Here is a 26054-nt window from a genome sequence, read left to right as displayed (position 1 = left end):
TCCGAGCGGCGCGCTTCTTCGCGTCCGACCGGCGGCCGATGATGATCAGCGCCGCACCGCAGATGGTCATGAAGGCCACCACGATGGTGCACATGAAGTACCAGATGAGTGCGCTGCTTCCGGAGCCCATCAGCCCACCTCGTCCTTCGTGAACTCTTTGGGCATGGCCAGGCGGTAGCCCACGCCGTAGACCGTGAGGATGTAGCGGGGCTTTTCGGGCAGCGGCTCGATCTTCTTGCGCAGCTTCACGATGAAGTTGTCCACGGTGCGGGTGTTGCCCGTGCTGCCCCAGACCTTCTCGAGGATGTCGTCGCGCGACACCGGTTGGCCCCCGTGGGCGTGCAGGAAGGCCAGCAGTTGCACCTCGAAGAAGGAGAGCTGCTCCACCTGGCCGTCGGGCAGGCGCAGCTCCTGCGTCCCCGGGTCCACCACGCACTCGCCCACGTGGAACTCGTCGGCGGGGGCCAGGGTGGTGCGCTTGGCCCGGCGCAGGAGCGCGCGCACGCGGGCCATGAGCTCGCTCACGCTGAACGGCTTGGTCACGTAGTCGTCGGCGCCGGCGTCGAGGCCGCGGATCTTGTCGGCCTCCTGGCTGCGCGCCGTGAGCATGAGGATGGGCACGTTCAGGTCCCAGGCGCGCACGGCCTCGCACACCTGGTAGCCGTTCATGTCCGGCAGCATGACGTCCAGCAGGATGCAGTCGGGCCGCGCGCTCTTGGCCATGGTCACGGCCTCGCTGCCGCGCTTGGCGTGCAGCACCGCAAACCCCTCGAACTCGAGGCTGTCGCACAGGCCGAGCGCCAGCGCAGGGTCGTCTTCGACCAGCAGGACGGTCTGGGTGGGGGCGGTCGTCACGAAGGCGGACTGTAGCAGCGTTGGGGCGCGGGGCAGCCCCCCCGACATCCAAGTGGCTTCGACGTTCAGGCTCGCCGCCCGTTCCCTCGATGCGACGCAGGTCGCGGCGATATTTTTCTTGAAGGTTAAATAACTAATGGGTAAAATGATTCCCATGCCGTCGGCCGACCTCTCCCTGATCTTCTCGGCGCTGGCCGATCCGACGCGCAGGGCCATCTTGGCGCGGCTCTCCGAGGGCGAAGCGCCGGTGAAGGACCTGGTGGCGCCCTTCGAGCTGTCGGGCCCGGCCATCACCAAGCACCTCAAGGTGCTCGAGCGCGCAGGCCTCATCTCGCGCAGCCGCGAGGGACAGCAGCGCCCGTGCCGGCTGGAGCCGCGTGCGCTCGAGCCCGCGGTGGACTTCCTCGAGCAGTACCGGGCCATGTGGGAGGACCGGCTCGACCGCCTCGGGGAGTACTTGAAGAGCGTTGCCGCGCAGCCGGCCGAGCCGACGACCAAGAAGTCCGCACGCACCGCGCCGCGGGCCAAGAACTCGAGAGGAAAGCGCCATGAGAAAGCCAACTAGCTCCAACGAGATCCGCCTCACGCGCGTGTACGAGGCCCCCGTCAGCGCGGTGTGGGACGCGTGGACGGACCCGGAGCAGGTGGGGCAGTGGTGGGGCCCACGCGGCTTCACGCTCACCACGCACAGCAAGGACCTGCGGGCGGGAGGCCACTGGCGCTACACCATGCATGGGCCCGATGGCGTGGATTACCCCAACATCGCCACGTACTTCGTGGTGGAGCCGCGCGCGAAGCTGGTCTACGACCACGGCGCCACGGACAGCACCCCGCCGCTCTTCCGCGTGACGGCCACGTTCACCGAAGCGGGCGGCAAGACCACCCTCGACCTGAGCTTCGCGCTGGCCACGCCCGAGGCGGCCACCGAGATGGCCCGGATGATCAAGGAGAAGGGCGGCACGGGCACGTGGGACCGCTTGGCCGAGCACCTCGAAGAAGCGACCACGGGCAAGCGCACCTTCGTCATCAACCGCACCTTCGACGCCCCCATCGCTCGCGTGTTCGAGATGTGGACGAAGCCCGAGCATCTCGCTCAGTGGCTCCCGCCGACGGGCGCTCGCATGCGCTTCCTCCGGTCGGAGATTGCGGTGGGCAAGAGCACCTTCTTCGTCATCACGGGCGAGCACGGCACCATGCACGTGCGCGCCGAGTACCTGGCCATCGAGCCCCCGCACCGGGTGGTGTACGCGCAGCAGTTCGTGGACGAGAGCGAGCACCTGGCCGCCGCGCCGGGCGCGGAGGTCTGGCCCGCCACCCTGCTGACCACGGTGGTGTTCAGCGACGAGTCGGACGAACGCACGCGCGTCACGGTGACGGTGGAGCCGCAGGGTCGTGTCAGCACGGCAGAGCTTGCGGCCTTCGTGGGCGAGCGCGGCGGGATGACGCTCGGTTGGACCGGCTCGTTCGACGCTCTCGAGGGGCTGCTCGAGCCGTGAGGCTCCGCGTGAGGGCGCTGGTCAGCCTCCCGACATCAGCTCGATGGGGATGTCCATGGGCGGCGTGGCGTCGTTCGGGTCGTCGCACCAGCCGTCGGGCAGGGTGACGCGCTGGCGGCCCGAGGTCTTGCCGCGCTTCACGCGCATGGCGGCGGGGGGGAAGGGCTCGCTCGAGTCGAACGACCCGAGCGCGGCGCGCAGCTCGTCCAGCGTGCTCACGTTGGTGAGCGCCTGCCGGAGCTGAGCGCTGCCGCGGAAGCCCTTGGTGTACCAGGTGGCGTGCCGCCGGAACTGCCGCATGGCGTGCACCTCGCCCATGCACTCGATGAGCAGCAGGGCGTGCTCCCGCATGATGGCCGCCACGCCGCCGAAGTCGGGCGGGTTCTCGGGCTCGCGGCCGTCGAACACGGCGGCCAGGTCCGCGAAGAGCCACGGGCGCCCCAGGCAACCGCGCCCCACCACCACGCCGTCGCAGCCGGTCAGGCGCATCATGCGGAGCGCGTCGTGCCCCTCCCAGATGTCGCCGTTGCCCAGCACGGGGATGTGCGTGACCAGCCGCTTGAGGTCCGCGATGTCCTCCCAGTTGGCCTCGCCGTCATACAGCTGGGCCGCCGTGCGCGCGTGCAGGGCCACGGCCGCGCAGCCCTCTTCTTGTCCGATGCGGCCGGCGTCACGGTACGTGAGCAGGGTGTCGTCCACGCCGCTCCGGAACTTGATGGTCACCGGCACCGTGCCCGCGTTCTGCACCGCCGCGCGCACGATGGCCGCCAGCAGGGCAGGGCGCGCCGGGATGGCCGAGCCACCGCCCTTGCGCGTGACCTTGGGCACCGGGCACCCGAAGTTCATGTCGATGTGGTCCACGTGCCCCTCACCGACCAGCCGCTTCACGGCCTCGCCCACGTAGTACGGGTCCACGCCGTAGAGCTGCAGGCTGCGCGGCGACTCGTCCGGATGGAAGTCCGCGAGCTTGAGCGTCTTGTCGCGGCCCTCGGCCAGCGGCCGCGCCGTGATCATCTCGCTCACGTACAGCCCCGCGCCGAACTTCCGGCACATCATGCGGAAGGGCCAGTTGGTGACGCCGGCCATGGGCGCGAGGACCACGGGCGGCCACACCGACAGCGGGCCCAGCTGGATGGGCGCGAACTCGCCGGGCTGGGCCAGCGGCACGTCGCGGTTGGTGTCGTTGCGGTAGACCTCGTCCACGCGGTGGGTATGCGGTGCGGGGCGGGCGCGGGCAAGAGGGCCGGCGCTGTACGCTAGAACCGGCCCATGAGGGCGAATCCGTACCGGCCCCCGGCCAGCTCGACGCGCGCTGAGAGTCTTCGCGCTTGCCCCCTCCGTCGCGCTCCAGAGCTCGCAGCGATGAGGCCCACGATGAGGAGTGGCGACATCACGGCCACGGAGGCGCCTACGCTCACCTCCGGGCTGAAGTCGAAGCAGAACGACTCATCATCCTCACATCGGTCGAAGGCGGACGAGTTGCTGGCGGCGCCCAAGATGATCCCGACGGTGCCAAGCCCCATGAGCAAGCCTCCGGTGCGGACCAGCCGCTGGCCTCGCCGTGGGTGGCGAGGCCCTTCGTGCAGCGTGAGCCGTGGATATGCCGTGTTCACCGGGTTCACCTGCAAGCCGGGCGACCTGCGCGCGTGCTCCATCGCTTCGTCCGTGAGCTTGGTGTCTTCCCGGAGCGTCGGGGCCTCCTGTGCTCGGGCGACATTCGTTGCTCCGAAGACCAGCAGCACCAGAGTCATCAGCCGCATCGGTCTCATTCGTGTCGCTTGCATGCACCGCTTCAGTGCAAGCCACGGGCCATGCTCCACGGCTCCATTCGTCAGCGCCTCCACCGCGGTTCATGGAAGCGCGGTGGAGTGTGGGGAGCCCGAATGTGTGCAGCGCACTGCGCACAAGCGTGCAGCCCATTGCCAGAGTCTCGCCCGCACGACTCGGATGCCCCTCGAGTTGCGCCAGAGGGAAGCGTGAATCCTCCGTGGCACGACCGCTGCAAACGGCGGGGCCCATGACGCCCTCGAAGCCACACGAACCTGCTGTTCCCGGACTCCATCGCGACGCCACGCATGCATGGAGGCTGGGGGCGAAGTTGCTCCTGGTGCTCACGTTCGCTGTGGGGTTCTCGCCGCGCATCGCGCTGGCCCAGGCCCAGGCAGAAGCAGTCACGTCATACCCCTCCCGGTACACCGAGCGTCCGCTCACGCTGCCAGCGCTGCACCTCCGGGTGGAGCCTCAGGTCTCGTTGTGGATCTCCAACGCCGGTTCTGAGGACGAGGTGGTGCTCGTGCTCCTCAACGGGGGCGTGGGCTTCGGCATCATCGACGACCTCGAGGTGGGCCTAGGGACGTCCCCATCGCACCACTGATGGCCTCTGCGAGCTTCCAAGGAGGCCTGGCGGGGCTCGGCGGGGCGCTGACGCCCGCGTTCGTGCGTGGGTTTCTGAGCCCCACGTTCTACGCGCGTTACCGCTTCGCTGCGTTGCCCCAGCTCGAAGCCGGGCTCGAGCTCGCGGTCGCCGTCCCCGCCAATGGCCGCGATGTGGGGATCATCTTCGGCGTGCCGTTGCGGGTTCGCGGTGGCGACCACTTCGCGCTCGACGCGTCGGTGACCGGCTTGGTCGTCCCCGCAGACGATGACGTGTACGGAGTGTTGCTGTTGACCCTCATGCCGCGCTTCGCCTGGGATACCTTCTACGTCGGCCTCAACACGGGTGTCATGGTGCCGCTGGACTATCCAGAGGACACCCACATCCCGCTGCTGTTCGAGGCCGGCGCCACGCTGCCCGTGGGCGCCGCCGTGCTCGACACCTACGTGCGCGCCGGCCTTCCGTTCTTCGTCAATCCCGGGGCGGACGGCGACAAGGTGGTCACCGAGCTCTGGGAGCTCAGCTTCGGAGTGCGCGCGCACATCGGTCTCGGTGCTGACTGACAGCCCATCGGCGCCCGCCGAACGAAACCTTCAAAGGTCGCAGGTCGGGCTGATGCAGTAGGGGGCGCTGCCGAGGTTTCCCGCCTCCGCGTCGAAGCAGATGTAGCCCCCAGGACAGTCGGCCCCTGTGGCGCATGTCAGACGGCAGGTGTTCGAGTAGTCGTCGCAACGGAGCTCGGCGTTCGGCCGATCGTACTGGGAGCGGAGCCGGGCGAGATCCGCGCCCGTGAGCGTGCAGCGCGCCGCGTTGGACTCGCACGACGTGCCGATGTCCACGACCGACTCGGGCGGCGCAACCGGCGTCAAGCACTCGAGGCGGAAGCGCGCGCCCAAGGTGGGCTCCGCACCGATCGTGAAGCGGATCTGCTGGCGGCGTTCGGTCGCGCAGTCCTCTTCGACTCGGCTCGAGTAGTCGTCGTAGAACCATCCCGGGTCGATCGGGTCCATGCCCGTGTCGCGCTGTTCGAGCGTGGGGGCAACCTGCTCGACGCCACACACCTCGCGGCCGTCCTCGGTCACGCTGACTGCGCGCGCGTTGCGCCCTCGCCCAGCGTGTTCGGCGCACGTGGTTCCCGCGGGCAGGACCTCGAGGACGCTGCAGGGGACCATCCCGAGACCGTTTCGGATGAGGGGGCGTGGGAGGCAGCTCGTCGGGATCTTCGAGGCGATGGCCGCCACGATGGCGTCGATGGCTGGCGCGAAGTCTGCTCGGTAGTCCCCGTGCTCGGAGTCGACGGCCTCGCAGATCGAGGCCACCACGCCGGCGGCGCCCGCGTCGTCGAGCCCCTGGGCGACGCGGATGAGCCGGCGAGGGGGAAACGCCTCATTCTGCCGCGCAGGGTTCGTCGGAGCCTCGGGGCTGGGTCGGACACAGCCTGGCACGAGCTCGCTGCCGATGGCGTTGGCCACTTCCTGCATGGAGGGATGGGCGAGCATGCCCGCATAGTCGTGGACCAAGAGCGGGACGTCGTTCTCGAGGACCTCCTCGCTGTTGGCCGCGAGCACCTCTGGCGCCACGCCGCCGATGACCGCGAAGATGAGGCGGCCCTCCGCGCCGGGACGCAGCGCGAGCAGACCGTCGACGTAGCGCGAGATGGGGTGCTGCGCGTCACGGTACGTGGCGCACTGGCGCGTGGCGGCGCGCACCACCACGTGTTGCGGATCTCCGCGCCTCCGCGCGTCTGCGGGAAGGTGATGGGTGAGGTCGAGGGCGTCAGGGCCTTCAGCACGGCCTCGAGCTGTTGTTCGAACGAGCAGCCGGCGCTCCCGGTGTTCGCCAGACAGCGCACCTGTCCCGCGAAGTCGTCGGCGATGCCGGTGGCGGACGCGAACTCGAGGAAGGCAGGATAGGCGTCCTCGCAGTCCGTTCGGGTGCCGCGGTGCTCGGTCAGCAGGACTCCGTCGTCGCCAAGCGCCGTGGAACACATGGCTTGCGCAGGGATGTCGATTCCACCCACGCCCATGTCGCTCGTGATCACGCCCACGCGGAGGCTCGCGACGGGCTCGAAGGTGGAGCCATCCGGAAGCTCGCCTGTCGCGAGGATGGTCACCATGCGGGGAATCTCGGAGATGAGCGCCTCCTGCTCTTCCTTCATCGAACCGGAGTTGTCGACGAGGAAGAGGAGGTCGAGCTGATTGACTTGGGTGATGTCGACCTCGTTGACGACGCCCGAAAGCGTGCAAGGAACGAGCGGTCGCACGGGGCGCTCCGCACAACCGGTGGCGAGCGACTGAGCGAGCGGAGGCAGCAGCGCCAAGAGCGCGGCGACGAGCAAGGAGGAGCGGGTGAGCATGAAAGGAATCCCCGTGATGGTTCGGAGGATTGGACCGCCAGGGAGTCGATTCGGCTCAACCATTCGTGCGCTAATGCATGGGCCACACCTTTTCGAGAAACCGTGAGCCGTTTTCCCTCGCTCGGGGTCCATGCCAACGTGACCTCCGTCCTCGCTCCGATTCAGCGCCTCGCCGAGCCCGTGCCAGAGGACGAGTTTCTCGTGGCCCGCGCGCTGCAGGGGGATCTCTGGGCGGAAGAGGCCCTCTACCGACGACACGTGGCCGACGTGCTCGGGTTGGCGAGGCGCATGCTGCGCAACGACGCGGACGCCGAGGACGTCGTCCAGGACGTCTTCATCTCCGCGTTCGACGAGCTCACCGACCTGCGGGAGGCCGCACGCTTCGCCGCTTGGCTCCGCCGCATGACCGTGCACCGAGTCCACAAGCGCCTCCGTCGTCAGCAGCTCCGGCGGCTCCTCGGCCTGGACCGCACCTTCGAGGGCCACGCTCCGCTCTGGCTCGGCCGGCAACGGCCAGGCAGGCGCGCGGGGTGGCGCTCGATCGCCTCGGACCTGCCGGGGATCGCGTGGATCTTGCGGCGGCTTCATGGGCCTCTGCTCGAGGTTGCCGAAATCGCCGGTGCGCATCGCGACGGCCAGCGGCGCCCCGTGGGGGTCCCGGTGAACGATAGGGAGCCGTGACGCTCTCGAGTCCGAAGGAGGTCCGTGTGGCCCGCATCGGTGCCCGGCGCTCCCGTCCTCGTCGAGAGCGTCCAGCGCTCGCCCGAGGCCTTTCGCTGGCTGCCGCCGCGCTGGTGGTCCTCGGGTGCCGGTGAGCGGGCCGATGACGAGCGCGGGTGCGTGGCGGCGCCGGAGGCCCGCGAGCACCGGGGGCGCTGCGAAGTGGGACTGGGCGGGTCGCTACCTCGGGCGTGGCGCTCGGTTTGGGGGGATCGCGCGCGAGGACCGAGCGCCCCTGGCGGTCGAAAGACCCTGATGCGCTTGACCGTCTGGCGCGCGCCGGCGGGGGGCCGGGCCGCGCGGGGGGGGGGGGGGGGGGGGGGCGCCCCCCGGGCCCCCCCGGCCCGGGGGGGGGGGGGGGGGGGCGGGGGGCGGGGGGGGGGGGGGGGGGGGGCGGGGGGGGGGGGCGGGGGGGGGGGGGGGGGGGGGGGGGGCGCGCTGGGGCGGGGCTGTCGTCGCGCCGCCGCCGGCCCCCGGCCGGGCCGCCCCCCCCCCGGGCGCGGCGGGGCCGGGGGCCGGGGGGCCCCCCCCCTCGCGCCCCCCCCCCGCGGCCCCCGGGGGCCCGGGCCGCCCGCCGGGTCGCGCGCGCGGGCCCGGGGGGGGCGGGGGGCCCCGCCGCCCGCCCGGGGGGGGCCCCCGGCGGCCGGGCCCCCCCCCGCCGCCCGGGCGCCCCCCCCCCGCCCCCCCGCCGGCCGACCGCGGTACTGGCGTCCGGGCGCGCGATCAGGCGCGCTCCGTGGGTCGTTTAAGGCTCGGCTACCTCAACGGCATCACCGCAGCCAGGAGGGCGACGCGTGGCCCTGCTGTGTTTGGCTGGGGCGGCCAGCCAGCGCCTCAGCGGCGGCTCAGTACCTCGAGCGGGATCGCGTTGCTCGGCCCGGGGAAGGGGCCGTACTGCACGCGGTCCACGCGAAGGTCCGCCGGGGCGCGGAGCTCGACGCGGCGCACGATGGCGGCGGTCAGCGTGCTGAGCTCGAAGGTGGCGAAGGCCGCGCCCACGCACCGGCGGTAGCCCCCGCCGAACGGCGCGAAGTCGATGGGCGAGAGGCGCTCGCCGCCGAGCAGGCGCTCGGGGCGGAAGGCGAGGGGGTCGTCGAAGCGCGCGGGGTCGAGGTGCACGTGACGGACCTGCGCGTTGACGAGGGTGCCTGCGGGGATGGTGTAGCCATCGATCACGACCTCGCGGCGCGTGCGGCGCATGACGCCCAGGGTGAGGCCGTCGAGGCGCAGGCTCTCTTGGACCACCGCGCCGAGATAGGGAAGCCGGGAAGCGCGGCGGGCGTCGAGGGGCCCGTCGCCGAAGGCCTCGTCCAGCTCGGCCCGCGCCCGCGCCCAGGTTTCGGGCTGGCCAGCGAGGCGATACAGCAGCCAGCCGAGGACGACGGCGGTGGTCTCGTGGCCGCCGAGCAGCAGGGTGAGCAGCTCGTCCACCAGATCGGCGTCGCCGAGCGGCACCCCGCCCTCGTCGGAATGGCGGAGGATGCGCGCGAGGGCGTCGGTGTCTCCGTCGTCGAGCTTTCTGCGCCGCACGCGGATCTGCTCCATAAGGCGCTCTACGAGTTCACGCGCCTCGCGCACGCCGCGCATCCGACCGAGGAAGCGGAGCGGCAGGGGCTCCGTCAGAAGCTCCATATCGGGTCCACGGCGGCCCAGCATGAGCCGGCGCACCACGGCGGCCGGCAAGAGCATGGTGGCGAGGTTGCCCCCCGTCCCGCGCCCCCCTTCCATGAACTCCCGCCCGAGCCGGTGCAGGGCGTCGTACTCGGGGCTGGGCTGCATGCCGAAGACCGTCTGCAGGATGACGTCGAGAGTCATCACCTGGGCCCCCTCGAGCGCGAGCGTCGTGCCCCCCACCTCGAGACCATCGATCCACGCGTCCGCGATGCCCGCCATGGTGGCGCCATACGCCGCGATACCGTCACCGGCGATGACCGCCATGGTGCGGCGCCGCGCGGCCGCGTGCTTCTCGCCGTCCAGCAGTAGCAGCGCAGAAGGCCCGACGAAGAGGGCCGCGAGGTCGTTGGCATGGCCGAAGTCCTCGGCGCTCCCTTGGATGACGGCGCGGCGGGCCTCCTCCGAGGTGAAGACGGCGACCAAGCCGTGACCCCAGAGGTCGAGGGTGTAGGCCCCGGCTTCCCCGGCGCGCACCTTCGCGAGGAAGCCGTCCATGTCGCTCGCCCAGGCGACGAGCTGGCGCAGCGGGTGCTCTGGCCACGGCGTGGGGAGACCCGCGCGCCGGATGCGTCGACGCGACAGGCGCGCCGATGGAACAGGGAGCGACATGGCGGGCAGGATAGGACGTTCACTTCCGATGCGGCAATGGGCTAGTCTCCGACCGGGATGTTGATTCGCGACAGTGCCGAGCGCGTGGGCGAACGATACGAGGTCGCACACCTCCTCGGTGCGGGGAGCTACGGCACCGTCTACGCAGCGTACGACCCCGTGCGTGTCGGGCACGTCGCTCTCAAGCGCCTGCGGCAGTCCGATGCCAAGTCGCTCTATCGCTTCAAGAAGGAGTTCCGCGCGCTCTCGCGGATGAGCCACCCGAACCTGGTCGCGCTCCATGAGCTCTTCGTGTCGGACGGAGACTGGTACCTCGCCATGGAGCTGGTGGAGGGCGTTCCGCTCGTGGACTTCTTCGGCGGTGCGGGGTTGGCCGCCACCACGCGAGCCTCGAGCACCCTCGACCAGACGCTCGATGCCACCGGCGCCGAGTTGGCGTTCCCCGTCGTCACGAGCGGGACGCACCTCACCGAGGACCTGCGGGCAGCCACTGCGCACCCCGCCGCGGAGGGAGGAACGCCGGTCGAGCGCGACTGGGAAGCGGTGCGCGGGGTCTTCGCGCAAGTGGCCCGCGCCCTCGCCGCCCTGCACGCCGAGGGCATGCTGCACCGCGACCTGAAGCCTCACAACGTGCTGGTGACGCCGACCGGGCGCGCAGTGGTCCTCGACTTCGGCCTCGTCACCGAGCTCGGACCGCGCGGCGCCGATGCAGCGGGCGGCACCGTCGTCGGGACCCCGCTCTACATGGCACCGGAGCAGGCCACGGGGCGCCCCGCAGGACCGCGGAGCGACGTCTACGCGCTCGGCGTCATGCTCTACGAGGTGCTGACGGGCGCCCTCCCGTACGTGCACGAGAACGTGCTGACGCTCTTGTGGTCCAAGATCCAAGGCGGTGCCCCGGGTCCACGCGAGCTCAACCCTGCGGTCCCGGAGGACCTCGCCGATCTCTGCCAGGATCTCCTCGCCGTCGACCCGGACGAACGGCCCGACGCAGCGGCGGTGATGGCGCGCCTCACTCGCCTCGATGCGCCACGCGCGTTCGCCGTGGCGGACGCCGGCCGCGCCTTCGTCGGGCGCGAGCCCGAGCTCGCCGCGCTCCGGGAGGCCTTCGCCCTCTGCCGCGACGGAGGCGAGCCAGTCGTCGCCCTGATCGAGGGCGAGAGCGGAATGGGAAAGACCGCCCTCATCGAGCGCCTCCTCGATGAGGTCGCGTTTCGCGACGGTGCCTTCATCCTGCGCGGCCGCTGCTACGAGCAGGACTTCGTGCCCTACAAGACGGTCGACGCCGTGGTCGACGAGCTCAGCAGCTACCTGGGCGCGCAGAGCGGTCCCCGCGCGGCGGCCCTCCTCCCGGCGCATGCCCGCGAGCTCGCGCGGCTCTTCCCGGTGTTCGGGCAGGCGCTCGACGCCGGCAGCAGCGCGCTGCTCGAGCCGCTCGTCGACGACCCGTTCGTGGCGAAGCGGCGCGGCTTCGGGGCGCTGCGGGAGCTGCTCTTCCGCATCACGCGCGAAGGGCCGGTGGTGGCCTTCATCGACGACGTGCAGTGGGGCGACGCGGAGAGCGCCGACGTGCTGGTGGACCTCATGCGGGCGCCCGCCGCGCCGCCCGTCTTTTGGGCCGTTGTCTTCCGGGGGGACGAGCGCGCGACCAGCCCCTTCCTGCGCGCGCTGCTCGCGCGCCTCGCGGCCGAGCCCGACGTCGCTCGCCAGCACCTGCCCCTCACGGGCCTTCCTCCCGAGGCGGCTGCGGCCCTCGTCGCGCAGCTGTTGCCCGCGGAAGGGGCCGGCTCGCAGCTCGCCGCGCGCATCGCGCACGAGGGGGCAGGCCACCCGCTCTTCATCGAGGAGCTGGCGCGGCACGCCGACGAGACCACCGGCCCGTGGCTTACCGCTAGCGTGGGCAGCACCCCAGACAGCGCGGACCGCCAGCTGCTCCTCGCCGAGGTGTTGCGGCGCCGCGTCGCGGACCTGAGTCCCGAGGCCCGTACCCTCCTCGAGCTGGTCTCCGTGGCGGGTGTGCCGCTCCACCCGCGCGTCGCGGGGCGCGCTGCCGGCAGCGAGAGCGTGGACCACCTGAGCGTCGCGCGCCTTCGCGCGAGCAAGCTCCTGCGCACGCGGCAGGCGGGCGACCAGGAGCTGCTCGTGCCCTACCACGACCGCATCCGCGCAGCCGTGGTCGACGCCATCGAGGCGCCCCGCCTCGCCGCCCACCACGGCGCACTGGCCGCCTCGCTCGAAGCGGCAAGCGCCCCCGCCCGCACCCTCGTGACTCACTTCTCCGAAGCGGGTGACCACGCGCGGGCCGCCCATCACGCGCGGCGCGCTGGCGACGAAGCGGCCGCCGTCCTCGCCTTCCACGAGGCTGCCGAGCTGTACGGCCGCGCCCTGGCGTGGGACCCAGACGCGAACCTCGTCGTGACGCGGGCCACCACCAAGAAGCGCGCTGCGGCGCTCATCAACCTCGGCCGGTGCAAGGAGGGCGCTTCCATCTACGCACAGCTCGCCGAGGGCGCTCTAGACGCCGAGGAGGCCCTCGACCTCGAGCTGCGGGCGGCGCAGGGCTACTTCACGTGCGCTGCCATGGCCGAGGGCGAGCCCCTGCTCCACCGTGCCACGCGGCGCGTGGGCCTCTCGGTCCCCCGCTCCACCACCATGATCAACGCCAGCGTCTTCGCGCGTCTCGGGAGGATCTGGCTCCGCTCCGATAGCTTCCGGGAGCGCCCCGCCGAGGCCATCCCCGCGAACATCGCGCGGCGCATCGAGGTGTGCTCGGCCCTCGGCCACAGCCTGACCATGCCAGACCTCATGCGCTCCCTCTACTTCTACCTGGACGCCTACGAGCTCGCGTTGAAGGTGGGGGACGCGCGCCACGCGGTCGACGGCCTGGCCATGATAGGCATGTTCCTCTCGAACCTGGGCTGGAAGCAGGCCGACGGTGCGCTGGCCCGCGCGAGCGCCCTCGCTGCGGCGGAGGGCACCCCCGAGGCCCTCGGCATCACCGCCTATGCACGCGGGGTGGCCGCCTTCCTGAACGACGACTGGAGCACGGGTCTCGTGGAGCAGGAGGCCGCCGTGCGCCACCTGAGCCGCGGCCGCAACGTCTCTGCCCCGCGGCAGGCCTCGCAGGTGCTGGTCGCCACGAACCTGCGCTACCTCGAGCGCTTCGAGGCGCTCCTGCGTTGCACCGAGCAGTCCATGGCCGAGGCCCGCGACGTGGGCAATCCCTTCGCCGAGGCGGCGGCCTACGTGGACGCTGGCTTCGCCCACCTCGGTCTCGGACGTCCCGACCTCGCGCGTGAGCACCGGGAGCGCGCACAGGCCCTCTCGTCGGACACGGACATGTACGTCGAGTTTGCCGGGCTCACGCTCAGCACGCGCACCGACCTCTATCTGGGCGACATGAACGGGGCGCACGCGCGCATGGAGCAGCAGTGGCCGAGGCTCAAGCGCGCCGGGCTCTTGATGCTCCCCGTCGGCCGCGAGTTCTACGGCTGGTTGCGCGCAGCCGCCGGCGTCGGGCGCGCGGCCGAAGCCACCGGCCGCGAGGCAGCCGCCGTTCGCAAGCTCGCGCGCAAAGTGGTCGCCAAGAACCTCGGTGCCCGCCCACGCACGGCCTTCGGCGCCGCCAACCGCCTCGCCGTGTTGGCGGCGTGCGAACACCAAGAGGGCAATGCAGCCGCGGCGAGCGCCATGTTGGAGGATGCCGCTGCCGGCTACGCGTCGGCCGGCCTCGAGCTGCGCGTCGCCGCCGCCCGGCTCACGCGTGCGGCCGTGCTCGGCGATCACGCCGCGGTCGACGAAGCCCGCGCCGTGCTGGCTGCGCTCGACGTCGCGGACCCGAGCCTGTTCACGCGCAGCGTCCTGCCCGGCTTCCCGGTGGTCCCTGCCCGCGCCGACGCCGACGCATTCCACGCGCCATGACGCTCTCTGTCGCCGTCAGAACCCGAGATCGGCGAGCCACTCGTTCACGAAGAGTCGATCCGGATCGAAGATCGCTTGTTGCGCCCGGAAGTCCACGAACTTCGGGTAGAGCAGCGAAGGGCTGAAGCGGTCTTCCCAGCGCTTGGCCCAGTGCGGCCGGGCGCCCGGGATCGACGAGAGCGCGGTCCACGCCTCGAGGAAGAATTCGTCCTGGTCGGGTGTCTCCACTGCCGTGGTCACCTCGAAGAAGCAGCTGTCCCGTCCGTAGGCGGGCGACAGGAAGGACGTGCTCGCCCCGACGAAGCGCGCCACGTAGGCCATGTTCACCGGATACATCCCGCGAGCGCGGAACCAGCGCACGATGCGGTCGGTCTCGGTCCACGCGGTGGCCGCGTGCGTCAGCGGGATGGAGAACGACATGGTGACGGCGCGGGGGTAGCCCTTCTGGAAGTGCATCTCGTTGGAGGCCTTCTCCACGTCGTGATCGGCCTGTGCCGACACGGAGTCCGCTACCGAGAGCATCAACGGCGTGTACTGCGGGAGCTGACGTGCGAGGTACGGCATGGCGAACTTGCCGGCGACGACCTCGAAGGCAGCGTCGAGCTCCACCGTCACGCGCTCGCGGAGCGTGTACGGGTCATAGGGAGCGCTCGAGCGGTTGGCGAGCCGGGCCCACAGCGTCTTCTCGAACGGGAACCCCATGAAGAACACGTACTCGTGGCTGGCCAGCAGGTCGCCGAGGTTCGCCATCGTGTCGTCCACGTCCAGCTTGCGGACGTACACATCGAGCGCGAAGTCGGGCCGGACGCGCAGGGTGACCGACGTGATGACGCCCAGCAGCCCGAGCGACACGCGCGCCGCTGCGAGCGCCACCGGATCCGTCTCGTCGATGGGTGTGGATCTGGCCGCGACCGTCGATGACCTCGAGTGCGAGCACCGAGTCCGAGAACGGGGGCCAGAACGTGCCGGTGCCGTGGCAGCCCGCTGCGATCGCGCCGCCGACGGTGGGCTTCGGGAACAGCGTGGGACACTCGAGCGAGTAGCCGCGCTTCGCGAGGTAGGCGGTGAGTGTCTCGATGGTGATCCCGGGCTCGACCGTGACGCGGTTCAGCGGCGCTTCCTCGAAGCGGATGACGCGGTCGAGGCGACTCACGTCGATGATGGTGCCCTTGGTCGGCACCAGCGGGCTCCAGGAGGCCGAGGCACCTGCGACGCGCAAGGGGCCGCGCTCGAGCGTGTGGCGGACCACGCGCACGAGCTCGTCGGTGGTGCACGGCTTCTTCACCGTCGTGAAGCAGCCCTGCGTCTTGGCCCAGTTCATCCAGTAGGTGGGGAGCATCAGATGTTCACGCTGTTGGTCACGAGGGAGGGGTGCAGATAGGGGTAGCCGCGTCGGGGCGGTGCGGCGCTCTCGCGCGCGTCGATGCTGGTGGCGAGCGCCGCGAGGTCGGCCGCGAGCGCGTCCAACGCGGGACGAACGGCGTCCACCGAGCCGATGGCGTAGCTGCTGAAGTCGCCGAAGACGTCGTAGCGGAAGTGGCCGATCTCGACCTGGTAGAAGTTCTCGAGCGCCTCCGTGACGGGCGGGAGCGTCTCTCGGAAGCGCGTCGGCGTCCCCTCTGCCGCCGTCCGGATGGGAGGCGCCCACGCCGACTCGCACTGCGTGGGCGCGTAGGTGTAGAGGTCGATCATGGGAAAGTGCATGGCCGAGTGGCCGGCGCCGGCGGTGTACACGGCCAGCGTCAGCGCCTCGATCAGGCTCGCGCGGCTGATGGTGGCGAACACCCCGGGCACGTTGGCGAACGAGGGGGAGCGGAGCTCGGTGGCAAAGTCGACCACCTCGCGGTCGGCCGTCACGGCCGCGTTGTCGGCGTAGTAGGTGGTGACCACTCGGGTGACGTAGTCGCGCGCGATGGCCTCCCAGCGGAGCGCGTCCTCGCGCCATGGGTAGCGCGCGAGGCCCACGTCCATGTTCCTCGCGGCGAGGTCACGGCTGGGGAGCAGGTCGAGCGCGTTGTCCCCGGCGACCGTCGAACTCGAGAACAGCGCGGCTCTCCTCGAGCGTGCCCGAGCATGCGGTCGTAGAGTTGACCCGTGTTGGAGAAGTACGAGTACGCGACCACGTTCGTGAAGATGGTGAAGCGCAGGTGCGGGTCGAGCAGCATGCGCAGCGGGTGGCGGCATGGGAGGTTGCGCCGCGTGGCCAGCGCGAACGCTTCCATCAGGAAGTGACAGCGATAGAGGTGTCCGATGGCGAAGTGCCAGTTGTTGTCGGCGACCTCCACGTAGGTCTTCGCGATCTGCCAGGCGTCTCCATCCGTGGGCACGAACATAGGGTTCGGCGATGTGCCGGGTTGGTCGGCCGTGATGGCGACTGGGACCAAGTCCTCTGGCGTGGTGCCGGAGGCGGGACGCTCGTAGAGCACCAGCACGGGCGCCGGCAGGTACTTGTCGCGGAACCGGCTGTCGCGGTCGTTGCCCGGATGCTGCGGCCGGAGCGCTTGCTGAAGTCGCACGTAGTCCGCGACGAAGATGCGATTCGCTGCGATGGCTGCCGCGAGGGTGGTCGTCGCGCCGGTGGCAGCCTGGAACACGGCGTCCGTGAGCGACGGCATCTTCGCCGCGAGCTCGGCCGCGCTGGTGACGCGGGTGATCACCGTCGGGCAGGCGCCTCCCACGCGCCGGAATGCGAAGTAGCCGTCGTCTCGGTAGTCGCGCGCCTCCGCTGGGGGGCGGTGGTAGAAGCCGGGGATCACGTCGAAGGGCTCGAGCGACCACGGGCTGCGGCTTCGATCGAGGTACTTCACGAGGGGCCGCTTCACCGCGCGGTTCACCGTCGAAGCGAGCACCAGCGGCAGATGACGCAGCGCCCAGGATGGGCTGTAGATCTCGTGGAGGATGGGGAAGCACTTCGCCGCCGCGACGGGGCGGATGGTGTTCTCCTCGCCGTGGCGATAGCGGTACCGGAAGCGCGCCACCCGCGACTCGAACTTTCGGAGCAGCGGGAACGTGGCGTCCTTGGGGAGTGTGGCCGTGGTCATCCTGCGGCAGATCCTTCGCGTCGGAGGGTTCGTGTTTCCCCTCTGTGGAAGGGCGCATTAGACACGGTCCACCTTCGCGCGTCTACGCCGACCATGGCCCGTCACCATGCGGTGAGCTGCATGACCCTCGTCGGTTTCGCCAGACGTCGTGCGGTTGCGCCGACCAGTGCGCTCCACTAATGTGACTCAGTCAACTAAGTGGAGATGGGCGTGAACTCAGCAGGCCGATATACGTGGTGCATCGTGGCTCTCATGGCGGGCTTGAACGGCAGCTGCGCGCGGGCCGGTGAGTGCGTCCGGACGGAAGCCGGTCCAAGGGTGTGCGAACCCCAACTGGTCCTCTCCGATGAGGACGACCCCGCGACGCACCGCGACCGCTGGCACGCCACGCTCGCCGAAGCAGGGATCGTAGAGAGGCGGGTTCGAGTTGGCAGCTCGACCCTGTACTACGCGGAGGGGCCGCCGGCGGGGCCGCCGCTCTTGCTCCTGCACGCGCAGCACATGGACTGGTACAGCTACAGTCGCGTGCTGTCCGAGTTGTCCCAGTCGTTCCACGTCTTCGCGGTCTCGTACCACGGCCACGGGATGACGCGGAGCCCCGTCGGTCGCCTCAACGCGATGGACATCGGCGTCGACCTCACCGCGTTCATCGAGCACGTGATCGGCGAGCCGGTCTTTCTCACGGGCAATTCGTCTGGCGGCCTGCTCTCGCTCTGGCTCGCGGCGAACGAGCCGGGCTGGGTCCGGGCGGTCCTGCTCGAGGATCCGCCGCTGTTCACCTCGGAGCTTCCACGCTCGCGGGGGACCATCGCCTTCCGCACGTTCGAGACGTGCCACGAGTACCTCGAGACCAACAGCCGCGAGGACTTCCTGCTCTACTGGCTCGCGTCGAACCAAGAGTTCGTGGTCAGCCGTTTCGGCACCTTCGGCTATCGGCTCGTCGTGTCCGGCATCGAGACGTATCGAGTCGATCACCCCGGCGAGCGGATCGAGCTGAACTTCTTGCCCGACATCGTCCGCCTGCTCATTCGTGGCCTCGATGTCTACGACCCGCACTTCGGAGACGCGTTCTACGACGGGAGCTGGAGCGAGGGCTTCGACCAAGCGGAGGCGCTGCAACGGGTGGAGGCGCCCACACTGCTCCTGCACGCGAACTTCGAGTACCTGGAGGATGGCACGCTCAACGGCGCGCTCGACGACGCCGACGCGGCGCGTGCGATGTCACTCTTGAGCGCCGGTAGCTACCTCCGCATCGACTCCGAGCACGTCGTTCATCTGGACCACCCGAGCGAGTTCGTCCGCATCGCGCAGGAGTTCTTCCTCGGGCCATGACGTTGTGCTCGACGGACGAGGGTAGGGTGTGTAGCTAGGAGCGATGAAGGATGTACAGATTCTGAGGTCGTTCGGGGTCCTCAACCGCACGTTCCTGACGTACTTTTCTCAGTCGCTAGCGGGCGAGGGGCTCTCCTACTCCGAAGGGGTCATCCTCGCGAACGTGGGAGACACCCCCGGCGTGACGCAGCAAGCGCTGGCGGTCGATCTGGTGATCGATCGGGCGGCGGTGGCGCGTGCCGTGAAGGGACTCCGCGAGAAGGGACTCGTGCGCGAGAAACAGGCGGACGCGGACCGTCGCGTCAAGCAACTCCGGCTCACGCGCACGGGTGAACGCGTGGTCGCCAAGATTGCTCAGTGGAACGACGCATGGATCGGGTTCGTCACGGCCGACCTCGGCGCCCGAGAGCGCGACACGTTCATGGCGGCGCTCGGCAAGTTGGTCGCGCAGGCGAAGCTGGCCCCGCCCGTAGCGCTCTTGGACTAGCCCTCAGACTGCGCTTGCCCCGGTCGCCTCCTGGAGCTTGCGATACCTCGGGTCGACGCGGCGTTCATCGCTCGGCCGCGTGGAGTACTTCATCAGGCGTCGGAGGAAGCTGCCGTACTGGCGCAGGAAGGGCCCAGTGTTGTAGGCGACTCCGTACTTCTCGCAGACCGCGCGCACCTTGGGTGCAATCTCTTCGTAGCGGTTGGCTGGCAGGTCCGGGAAGAGGTGGTGCTCGATCTGGCAGCTCAGCTGGCCGGTGAGGACGTGCATGAGGTGCCCGCCCTCGATGTTGGCGGAGCCCAGCATCTGGCGGAGATACCACTGCCCTCGTGACTCGTGCGCGAGGTCATCCTCGGTGAACGTCTGCGCCTGGTGTGGGAAGTGACCAAGGAAGATGACGGTGGACGCCCACAGGTTGCGAATGACGTTCGCGAGGAGGTTGCAGAGCAGCACCTTCCAGAAGAACGGACCCGCGAGCGCCGGGAAGAAGAGGTACTCCTTGAAGGCGACCCGCAGGATCTTCGCGCGGGTGTCGCGGATGTACTGGCGCTTGGACTCGAGCGTCACCTCGCCGGTGGCGAATTTCTCCACCTCCATCTCGTGCAGCGCCACGAACCACTGGAAGCCGGCGCTCAGGATGCCCAGCTCCAGCAGCTGGATGCGGTGGGGCGGGCGCCACTTCACGTCGTCGGACAGGCGGAAGAGCGCGTAGCCGAAGTCACGGTCCTTCCCGAGGACGTTGGTGAAGTAGTGGTGCTCATGGTTGTGCGTGCGCTGCCACGATTCGCGGTCGCACGTGTTGTCCCAGTCGAACGTGCGCGAGCTCAGCGTGGGGTCGTTCATCCAGTCGTACTGCCCGTGCATCACGTTGTGACCGATGGCCATGTTGTCGAGGATCTTCGAGAGGCCCAGCGCCAGCACACCCGGCACGAGGGTGAAGGGCGTGAAGCCGAAGTGCACGAGGCAGCGCCCGACGACCTCGAGCGCGCGCTGCATGCGGACCACGCGCTTGATGTAGCGGGCGTCCTTCTCCCCCATGTCAGCGCGCACGTCGGCGCGAATCTGGTCGAGGTCGCGGGCGAGGCCGTCGAGCTGCTCGGGGGTCAGCGTGGGGCGCTCCCAGCGCGGATCCACGTCACGCGGCGCGTGCGTCGCCTGCGCAGAGGTGATGCTTGGTGTGTTGGTGATCGACATGGTTTCGGCGCTCCGTCTCACAGGTCCATGCCCACGTCGGTGACCGGGACCGAAATGCACAGCTGCACATCTTCTTTCCCTGGGCCGGACAGCTCGCCCGTCAGGAGGTTGCGCACCACGCCCGAGCGCTTGGTGCACTTGCACGTGTGGCAGATGCCCGCGCGACATCCAGAGCGAGGCGTGAGGCCGGCTCCCTCGGCGAGATCGAGCAGGGTGCCGGCCTGCTCGGTGCGCACTGTGGTGTCGCTGCTGTGGAACGTGACGACGACGGGCTCGCCCTCCGTCACCGGGACGGGCGGCAATCCAAAGGACTCCTCCACGACTCGAGCTCGGTCGAAGCCGGCCTCCCCCAACAGCTGCTTCGCGAGGTGGCGGAACGCGGGCGGGCCGCACACGAAGACCTGGCGTGGCGCGGCCGCCAGCAGCCGCTCGACGTGCGCAGCCGCGAGGACCGTCTGTGGCAAGTCATGGGCGCCGGAGCCTGCCGTGGATGGCAACGGCGATGGTTCGTGGGATGCCACGAAGTGCACCGAGATGTCGCGCGCGCGTTCGCGGAGGCGCTGCAGCTCGTCGCCAAAGATGAAGTCGCGGCGCGTGTTGGCGAAGTAGAGAAGCGTGGCGCTTCCAGGCGCGTTCGAGGCCACCCGCTCACGGAGGTGAGACATGACGGGGGTGATGCCCGAGCCCGCAGCGAGGTACGCGCACGCGCCCGGGTCGATGCCGAGCGTGAACGCCCCGGCGGCTTCCGAGAGGACGACCACGTCCCCGGCCTCGAGCTGTTCGTGCATCCAGCCCGTCACGCGCCCTTTCGGGACCCGCTTCACCGTGATGCACACCGTCCCCGACTCACGCCAGCGCGATGGAGAGGAAGACAGCGAGAAGGTGCGCGTCTCACGCACGCCTCCCTTCTGCACCACCACGTGCACGTGCTGTCCGGCAGCGAAGCCCCGGAAGCGTCGACTCGGCTTCAGGACCCACGTCTGGGTGTCGGCGGTCTCCCGAATCACTTCGACGACGCGCGCCTTGCACTCCAGCAGCGACCAACTGGGGACCACGCCTCCCACGAGGTGCTCGAAGTAGGCGCCCGCCGTGGGGGTGTTGAAGAGGCTGCGGTTCACCCACTCACGGGCGCGCTGCAGCTGCGTTGGGTTCTCGGAAGGCATGGGGGGGATGCGACCTGTCGTGGGTTGGCGTGGGTGGAACCGGGCTCACTGCAGCTGCAGCACGTCCGGGGTGTGTGCGGGGTCCTCGAGCAGCATGCGCACCCAGCGGTAGCCGTCCCAGGTCTGGCCCGTGGTGTCGGTGCCCGTCTCGGTCATGCCGCCGATGGCCCACGTGGCGAGCTCCTCGCTGTCCACGTCGGGCCCGACGAACCCCACGTTCAGGCCGCCGACGAGCCCGAGCGCCGTCCCCTGGAGGCCATCGGAGAGGCCGTCCATGCCCATCGCCAGCGTGTGTCGGCTGCCCGGCACCACGAAGCGAAAGGCGCGCCCTGGAAAGTCTCGCAGCAGCCGGCTGGTCTCGCTGACCACGGCGGCTTGGAACTGGTCCGCAGTGGTACCCATGAAGAACTCACCGATGACGTGGTCGCGGGCGTGGGTCATGTACGCCACGCTCAAGTTCGGGTCGCGGCGCAGGGCCCACTCCAAGATGCCCGTGGGGTGGCCGTTGGCCAGGCAGTCGGTGCACGACGCGGGGACCATGTCGATGGCTTGGAACTCCATGAGCGCACGCGTGATGAAGCCGGTGTCGTGGCCGTTCACGATGGGCGCGCCCGAGTCCGAGATGACCAAGAGCGGCGTGTCCGGGTAGAAGTGGCGTGTCATCACCACGCCGGCGATCACACCGTAGGCGCCGCCGCTCGAGCCCACCAGCACGATGCGGGGCGGGTTCGGGTAGCGCAGGTGGGCGGTGCGCAGCGTGGCCGTGAGGTTCTGGAGGCCGCGCTGGAAGGCCATGTCGTCCTCGCCGTTGCTCGCGTTGCCGTCCGAGAGCACGCGGTCCACGTCGCCCGAGAAGAGCGACCCATCGCAGTAGGGCGCGTTCACCACGTCGAACTCACGCAGCGGGTTGTCCTCGTTGCGGGTGTCCATGAGGCCACCGATGCCCAACAGACTGGCCGCGGCGAACAGCTGAAGCGAGAGAATGGGCTCTGGGGTTGCTGCGCAGATCTCGGTCAGACACACGCCACCTCCCTGAAGGAAGATCATCAGATTGTTGGATGGTCCATCGCGGGTCTCCACAAAGAAGTCCGCGCCGTACATGCACACAGGACCACGGTCGTCGGAGGAGAAGTGGTGGACATTGATGGGACGCGAGGATGAGGGCCACGCCACCACGGTGTCCGTCTCGAGCGTGACGGGGCTGTCCACGTAGCGCGTGATGCCCTGGGCAAAGACCTCGTCATAGGGGCCCGGGCGGCGCGGTGGGTGTTCGCCACGCCACTATCGACACGCGATCCAGCATCTGCGGAGGGCGCTTCCTCGTTGCATCCGACGGCGGCGAACACAGCCAGCAAGACCGTCACGGGGAGCAGGGAATGGTACGACATCACGAGACACCTCCACACGGGTAGTGAACGGTGTGACGATATGAGCAGACGCTCCAATAACGCAATTGCCGGTGGCGGCCAAAGCGTTGGCCTTGGAGGACAGCCCCGGCCTATGTGCGCTTGTCGATGCTCGCTTCAAATGCGATAAAGGCACCGGGTGTCATTCCTGTCCATCGCTTGAACGCTCGGTGAAACGTGCTCGCATCGGAGAAGCCCATCTCGTGTGCGGCCTCTTGAATGGAGCGACCCTGGTGCGCCAGGAGGTGTTTGGCCGCGGCCCCTTGGGCCTCCGTGTGCAGCGCCTCGAAGGAGGTCTCCTCGGCGGAGAGCCGCCTGCGGAGCGAGCGTTCGCTCAAGCCCATGGCCCGCGCCACGCTCTGCATGTCTGCGCGCTCGGTCGTGGCGCGCTCCGCCATGTGGTTGCGGACCCGCACCGCGAAGGGCGTGCCGCTCACCAGCTGGTGCAGCTGCTGTTCGGCGACCTTCTGCATGACCTCGAGGATCTCGTCGTCGCGGTAGCGCGAGGTCAGGTCGAGCAACGCACGATCGAAGATGATGCCCGTCTCGCCCTGGTCGAAGCGTTCCTTGCCATTGAACCAGCGCGAGTACTCGTGTCGGTGGGCGGGCGCCGCGTACTCGAAGCTCACCGCGATGGGAGATGCGCTGGGGTGAAACGACCGCACGAAGCCCCAGAACCCGGCCAGCGTCAGCTCAGCGGTGAGGCGCTGGACCGGCTCGGACGCGCCGACCGGCAGCGGCGCGCGCAAGACCACTTGCTCCTCGGTTTCGCTGACCTGGTAGGACACCTGGTCGCTCAGCAACGGGTAGAACTCCGCCAAGAGCTCGAACCCCCGCCTCAGGCTCGAAGCGTGGGCGATCACGTGGGACAGCGGCGCGAACGTCCGGTCGGTCACGTTCTCGGCCCAACGGAGACCGAGGGCTGAGTCGTTCGTCAGCGCCAGCGCCAGCGCCGTGACCCGGTACAGCTCCGCGCGGCTCACGCGCGCGGCGGGCGTGTCCACTCGCTGCGGTTCGAGTCCCGCCCTGTCCAGAATTCAGCCCGCGACACCCCCTTTGCTGTGCCAGCGCGTCAAGCAACGCCCTGACCAGACCCATGGAAACGGTGGCCTCGGGTGTGCTGCCCACGGGACCGGTACTTGCGGGCGACAAGCGCGGAGCACCTTCGGACGTGTGGGAGCGCAGGGCTGAGGGTGGGGGAGCGAGGGTCATCGTCGAACCTGTCGACAATGACGCTATCATGTGGTCGGCTGTAAGGAAACACATGCTCGTGTGCGCGCCGGTGGCAGTCGCCCATGCGTCCGGTGTCGTTGGTCCAGCATGCGGCCGGGTTCATCGATTGTGGGCGTGGCGGCGCAGCAGGCCGCGCGTCTGAATGCGGGCGCTCCGATCTTGGAGCACGAGCGCTTGGAGCCTGTCGCGCACCCAGCGGTCGGCGGGCCAGTCGGCGCGCGACTCCGAGCCCACGGCGTAGCGGCGCATGGCGAGCTGCCGGCCCGCGGCTTCGCGGGTGTCGGTGCGCGCCGGGGGTACGTCGAGCGTGATGGGGTTGGTCACCAGCGCAAAGGGCGGCGTGCTGTAGCCACTGGTTCCGTACGCCACGCGCAGCCACAGCGGAGTGTCGCGCGAGGGCATGTCCAGGCGCACCTGGTGGTGGCTGTGCAGCTCGGCCAGCGGGCGTTCTTCGAGGACGCTGTTCCCTTGCAGCACCTGCAGGCGTGGCTCCCCGTGTGTGTCGCGCAGCTGCACCTCGATGGTGATCTGGATGGTGGCCCCGGGCTCGCCCAGGACGCGCTCGCCCGCGATGCGTCCGTTGGCCGACCAGGCGATGGCGGGCCCCTGGGACAGGTACGACCGCCCGCGGCGGGCGGCGTCCAGCACACAGGCCCGGTCGAGGGCGGGCCCGCCTTCGGGCGCCACGGGGCAGAGCACGAACGTACGCGGGGTGCCGAGGTGGTGGCGCGCTCTCGTGTGGAAGTCGCTGTTTCCGATGATCGGTATCTCGGCTCCGGCTTCCCAGAGGTTCACCCAGTCACGCAGCAGCGCCTCGGTGTATCGAGGGTAGACGCCGTTCCAGAGCTCGAGCGCGTCGAGGCCCTCCGCGATACCACCGCGACGCAGCGCGTCTCGGTCCATCCACATGCGGGGGTCGTGGGGATGGCGGCTGATCCACCACCCCGGGTGCGCCAGCGCGATGATGCCCCCGTCGGCGTGCGCCAGCGCCGCGGCCGCGGCCAGGTCCACGTTGGACGCCTTGCGGTACTCCCGCGCGTGCGTGCGCGCTCCCCACACCACGGCGTGTCCGAACTCGCCGCCCACCTCGGCGCCCGCGAGCACGAGCAGCCCCGGCCAGCGCGCTATCTCTGCGCCGTGCGTACCGCCGTGGTCCGTCAGCACCATGGCGTCGAGGCCCACCTGTGCGGCCAGCTCGGCCACGAGCTCGGGCCTGTGACGGGCGTCGCGGGAGATGCTCGAGTGCACGTGGCCGTCCACGCCGAAGGCAGCGTAGGTGCCGCCCGGGACCACCGTGCGCAGGCGCGGCCACTGCTCCGGGGTGAGTCGTGCTCGGCCGCGAGGCATGCCGCCGCCGCCTTGGCCGCTCGACCCGCTCACGGCAGCGAGTAGCACGGCGAACAGCACGCCCAGCGCGAGTGCGGGTCCCCTAGAGCTCTTCACCGACGTCTCCCCGTGCGCTGCCCGCCGTGACCCCGAGCGCGTGCGTGATTGCCGCGCCCACCTGCTCCCAGTAGCGCCGCGCCCCCGCGCGGTTGAGGTGGATGCCGTCGCTGCTCTCCCGCGCGCTGAACGGCGCCGCAGGGGCGTCCGCGTCGATGACGACCGCCGCGGCATCCCCCGCACAGCGGATGGTGCTGGCCGCCTCGCGCTGGACCGTCCTCACGCGCGCGAGCTTCTCACCCCAGCTGCCTCGGCCGGGGTTGGGAGGGAGCAGCCACACGATGCGTCGCGCCCCGCGCTCGCAGAGCTCCCGCCCAAACCCCTGCACCAGGCCCGCATAGGTCTCGCGCCATGCGGCGTCGTGGTCCCAGCGCACCGCCCCGACGCGACGCTGGCCGCGCATCAAGCGCACCGGCTGCGTGTCGTTCCCGCCCAGGAGCACCATCACACCCAGGTGCCCCCCGAGGGCCGGGCCCCGCCGCACGCTCCGAGGCCAGTCGTAGAAGTCGGGACGGGCGAGCCCGCTCGAGGACCGCCGACGTAGGACCACCGAAACGCCCCGAGTCTCGAGCTCGCGCACCAGCGTGTGGCCGAGGTGACCGCCCACCGAGGACGAACCCAGGAGCAAGACGCTCTCGGGCGCTCCCGAGACGGCCGCGACGCCTCGGCGTGCGGTAGCGGGTCCGGTCCCAGCCAGCTGCAAGACCAGGGCGGCCCCCATCAGTAGGCTTCCCCGCATCCACACGGATC

At 70.0% G+C, this 26054-nt stretch carries 22 protein-coding genes; 9 read left to right on the top strand and 13 right to left on the bottom strand.

The window, feature by feature from the left end:
• Positions 1-129: 129 nt before the first annotated feature.
• Positions 130-903: a response regulator transcription factor gene (locus IPI43_14325; protein MBK7775284.1), complete on the bottom strand. Its 774-nt coding sequence runs from the start codon at positions 901-903 to the stop codon at positions 130-132.
• 106 nt (positions 904-1009) lie between these two features.
• Here IPI43_14325 and IPI43_14320 point away from each other — a divergent pair, with 106 nt between their 5' ends.
• Positions 1010-1420, top strand: a complete 411-nt coding sequence (locus tag IPI43_14320) for a helix-turn-helix transcriptional regulator (protein MBK7775283.1) — start codon at positions 1010-1012, stop codon at positions 1418-1420.
• Complete coding sequence (locus tag IPI43_14315; GenBank protein MBK7775282.1) at positions 1404-2351, top strand: SRPBCC domain-containing protein; 948 nt, start codon at positions 1404-1406, stop codon at positions 2349-2351. Before IPI43_14320 ends, IPI43_14315 begins: the two co-directional genes overlap by 17 nt.
• Before the next feature lie 21 nt (positions 2352-2372).
• Here the strand turns inward: IPI43_14315 and dusB are convergent, their stop codons facing one another.
• Positions 2373-3554, bottom strand: coding sequence for a tRNA dihydrouridine synthase DusB (gene dusB / locus IPI43_14310; protein ID MBK7775281.1), 1182 nt, complete (start codon positions 3552-3554; stop codon positions 2373-2375).
• A 904-nt stretch (positions 3555-4458) separates the two neighbouring features.
• Between dusB and IPI43_14305 the strand changes: the two genes are divergently transcribed.
• Positions 4459-4725, top strand: a complete 267-nt coding sequence (locus IPI43_14305; protein ID MBK7775280.1) for a hypothetical protein — start codon at positions 4459-4461, stop codon at positions 4723-4725.
• A complete protein-coding gene (locus IPI43_14300; GenBank protein ID MBK7775279.1) occupies positions 4725-5288 on the top strand; it encodes a hypothetical protein in 564 nt (187 codons plus the stop codon). The genes IPI43_14305 and IPI43_14300 overlap by 1 nt, the downstream gene beginning before the upstream one ends.
• A gap of 30 nt (positions 5289-5318) precedes the next feature.
• Here IPI43_14300 and IPI43_14295 read toward each other — a convergent pair whose 3' ends face one another.
• A complete protein-coding gene (locus IPI43_14295) occupies positions 5319-6440 on the bottom strand; it encodes a hypothetical protein (protein MBK7775278.1) in 1122 nt (373 codons plus the stop codon).
• A gap of 89 nt (positions 6441-6529) precedes the next feature.
• On the opposite strand from IPI43_14295, the gene IPI43_14290 reads away from it, so the two are divergent.
• Positions 6530-7762, top strand: a complete 1233-nt coding sequence (locus IPI43_14290; protein MBK7775277.1) for a hypothetical protein — start codon at positions 6530-6532, stop codon at positions 7760-7762.
• Positions 7763-8635: 873 nt separating this feature from the next.
• Here the strand turns inward: IPI43_14290 and IPI43_14285 are convergent.
• Positions 8636-10084: a cytochrome P450 gene (locus IPI43_14285; GenBank protein MBK7775276.1), complete on the bottom strand. Its 1449-nt coding sequence runs from the start codon at positions 10082-10084 to the stop codon at positions 8636-8638.
• 57 nt (positions 10085-10141) lie between these two features.
• On the opposite strand from IPI43_14285, the gene IPI43_14280 reads away from it, so the two are divergent.
• On the top strand, positions 10142-14005 hold the full coding sequence (locus IPI43_14280) for a protein kinase (protein ID MBK7775275.1): 3864 nt from the start codon (positions 10142-10144) through the stop codon (positions 14003-14005).
• Between the two features lie 15 nt (positions 14006-14020).
• Here the strand turns inward: IPI43_14280 and IPI43_14275 are convergent, their stop codons facing one another.
• Entirely contained in the window at positions 14021-14878 is an 858-nt protein-coding gene (locus IPI43_14275; protein MBK7775274.1) for a hypothetical protein, read from the bottom strand.
• A gap of 296 nt (positions 14879-15174) precedes the next feature.
• On the opposite strand from IPI43_14275, the gene IPI43_14270 reads away from it, so the two are divergent.
• Positions 15175-15333 (top strand): hypothetical protein, encoded by a 159-nt coding sequence (locus IPI43_14270; GenBank protein ID MBK7775273.1) that lies wholly within the window; start codon positions 15175-15177, stop codon positions 15331-15333.
• 10 nt (positions 15334-15343) lie between these two features.
• On the opposite strand, the gene IPI43_14265 is transcribed toward IPI43_14270, so the two are convergent.
• Both IPI43_14265 and IPI43_14260 read right to left on the bottom strand, forming a co-directional pair.
• The gene (locus IPI43_14265) at positions 15344-15970 is read right to left on the bottom strand and encodes a hypothetical protein (GenBank protein MBK7775272.1); all 627 of its coding nucleotides are present in this window, start codon (positions 15968-15970) and stop codon (positions 15344-15346) included.
• Positions 15859-17046, bottom strand: a complete 1188-nt coding sequence (locus tag IPI43_14260; GenBank protein MBK7775271.1) for a hypothetical protein — start codon at positions 17044-17046, stop codon at positions 15859-15861. Before IPI43_14260 ends, IPI43_14265 begins: the two co-directional genes overlap by 112 nt.
• A 318-nt stretch (positions 17047-17364) precedes the next feature.
• On the opposite strand from IPI43_14260, the gene IPI43_14255 reads away from it, so the two are divergent.
• The gene (locus IPI43_14255) at positions 17365-18378 is read left to right on the top strand and encodes an alpha/beta hydrolase (protein ID MBK7775270.1); all 1014 of its coding nucleotides are present in this window, start codon (positions 17365-17367) and stop codon (positions 18376-18378) included.
• A 43-nt stretch (positions 18379-18421) separates the two neighbouring features.
• Positions 18422-18865 (top strand): winged helix-turn-helix transcriptional regulator, encoded by a 444-nt coding sequence (locus IPI43_14250; protein MBK7775269.1) that lies wholly within the window; start codon positions 18422-18424, stop codon positions 18863-18865.
• A gap of 3 nt (positions 18866-18868) precedes the next feature.
• On the opposite strand, the gene IPI43_14245 is transcribed toward IPI43_14250, so the two are convergent.
• The 6 genes from IPI43_14245 to IPI43_14220 form a co-directional block, all read right to left on the bottom strand.
• The gene (locus tag IPI43_14245) at positions 18869-20059 is read right to left on the bottom strand and encodes an acyl-CoA desaturase (GenBank protein MBK7775268.1); all 1191 of its coding nucleotides are present in this window, start codon (positions 20057-20059) and stop codon (positions 18869-18871) included.
• Positions 20060-20076: 17 nt separating this feature from the next.
• On the bottom strand, positions 20077-21222 hold the full coding sequence (locus IPI43_14240) for an iron-sulfur cluster-binding domain-containing protein (protein ID MBK7775267.1): 1146 nt from the start codon (positions 21220-21222) through the stop codon (positions 20077-20079).
• Between the two features lie 45 nt (positions 21223-21267).
• Positions 21268-22431 (bottom strand): hypothetical protein, encoded by a 1164-nt coding sequence (locus IPI43_14235; protein MBK7775266.1) that lies wholly within the window; start codon positions 22429-22431, stop codon positions 21268-21270.
• A 289-nt stretch (positions 22432-22720) separates the two neighbouring features.
• A complete protein-coding gene (locus IPI43_14230) occupies positions 22721-23632 on the bottom strand; it encodes an AraC family transcriptional regulator (GenBank protein MBK7775265.1) in 912 nt (303 codons plus the stop codon).
• Positions 23633-23960: 328 nt separating this feature from the next.
• Positions 23961-25241: a PHP domain-containing protein gene (locus tag IPI43_14225; GenBank protein ID MBK7775264.1), complete on the bottom strand. Its 1281-nt coding sequence runs from the start codon at positions 25239-25241 to the stop codon at positions 23961-23963.
• 49 nt (positions 25242-25290) lie between these two features.
• Positions 25291-25932 carry a DUF459 domain-containing protein gene (locus IPI43_14220; GenBank protein ID MBK7775263.1) on the bottom strand — a complete coding sequence of 214 codons (642 nt, stop codon included), beginning with the start codon at positions 25930-25932 and terminating at the stop codon, positions 25291-25293.
• Between the last annotated feature and the right edge of the window lie 122 nt (positions 25933-26054).

The organism is Sandaracinaceae bacterium, from assembly GCA_016706685.1.
GTDB lineage: Bacteria > Myxococcota_A > Polyangia > Polyangiales > Houyiibacteriaceae > JADJJE01.
This window is presented reverse-complemented; position numbering and strand designations above follow the sequence as displayed.

Bases quoted from the DNA above. Each gene is read 5' to 3' on its own strand.
- IPI43_14320 (MBK7775283.1), top strand. From the start codon at position 1,010: ATGCCGTCGGCCGACCTCTCCCTGATCTTCTCGGCGCTGGCCGATCCG.
- IPI43_14280 (MBK7775275.1), top strand. From the start codon at position 10,142: ATGTTGATTCGCGACAGTGCCGAGCGCGTGGGCGAACGATACGAGGTC.
- IPI43_14260 (MBK7775271.1), bottom strand. From the start codon at position 17,046: ATGACCACGGCCACACTCCCCAAGGACGCCACGTTCCCGCTGCTCCGA.
- IPI43_14240 (MBK7775267.1), bottom strand. From the start codon at position 21,222: ATGCCTTCCGAGAACCCAACGCAGCTGCAGCGCGCCCGTGAGTGGGTG.
- IPI43_14315 (MBK7775282.1), top strand. From the start codon at position 1,404: ATGAGAAAGCCAACTAGCTCCAACGAGATCCGCCTCACGCGCGTGTAC.
- IPI43_14250 (MBK7775269.1), top strand. From the start codon at position 18,422: ATGAAGGATGTACAGATTCTGAGGTCGTTCGGGGTCCTCAACCGCACG.
- IPI43_14300 (MBK7775279.1), top strand. From the start codon at position 4,725: ATGGCCTCTGCGAGCTTCCAAGGAGGCCTGGCGGGGCTCGGCGGGGCG.
- IPI43_14285 (MBK7775276.1), bottom strand. From the start codon at position 10,084: ATGTCGCTCCCTGTTCCATCGGCGCGCCTGTCGCGTCGACGCATCCGG.
- IPI43_14245 (MBK7775268.1), bottom strand. From the start codon at position 20,059: ATGTCGATCACCAACACACCAAGCATCACCTCTGCGCAGGCGACGCAC.
- IPI43_14325 (MBK7775284.1), bottom strand. From the start codon at position 903: ATGTCGGGGGGGCTGCCCCGCGCCCCAACGCTGCTACAGTCCGCCTTC.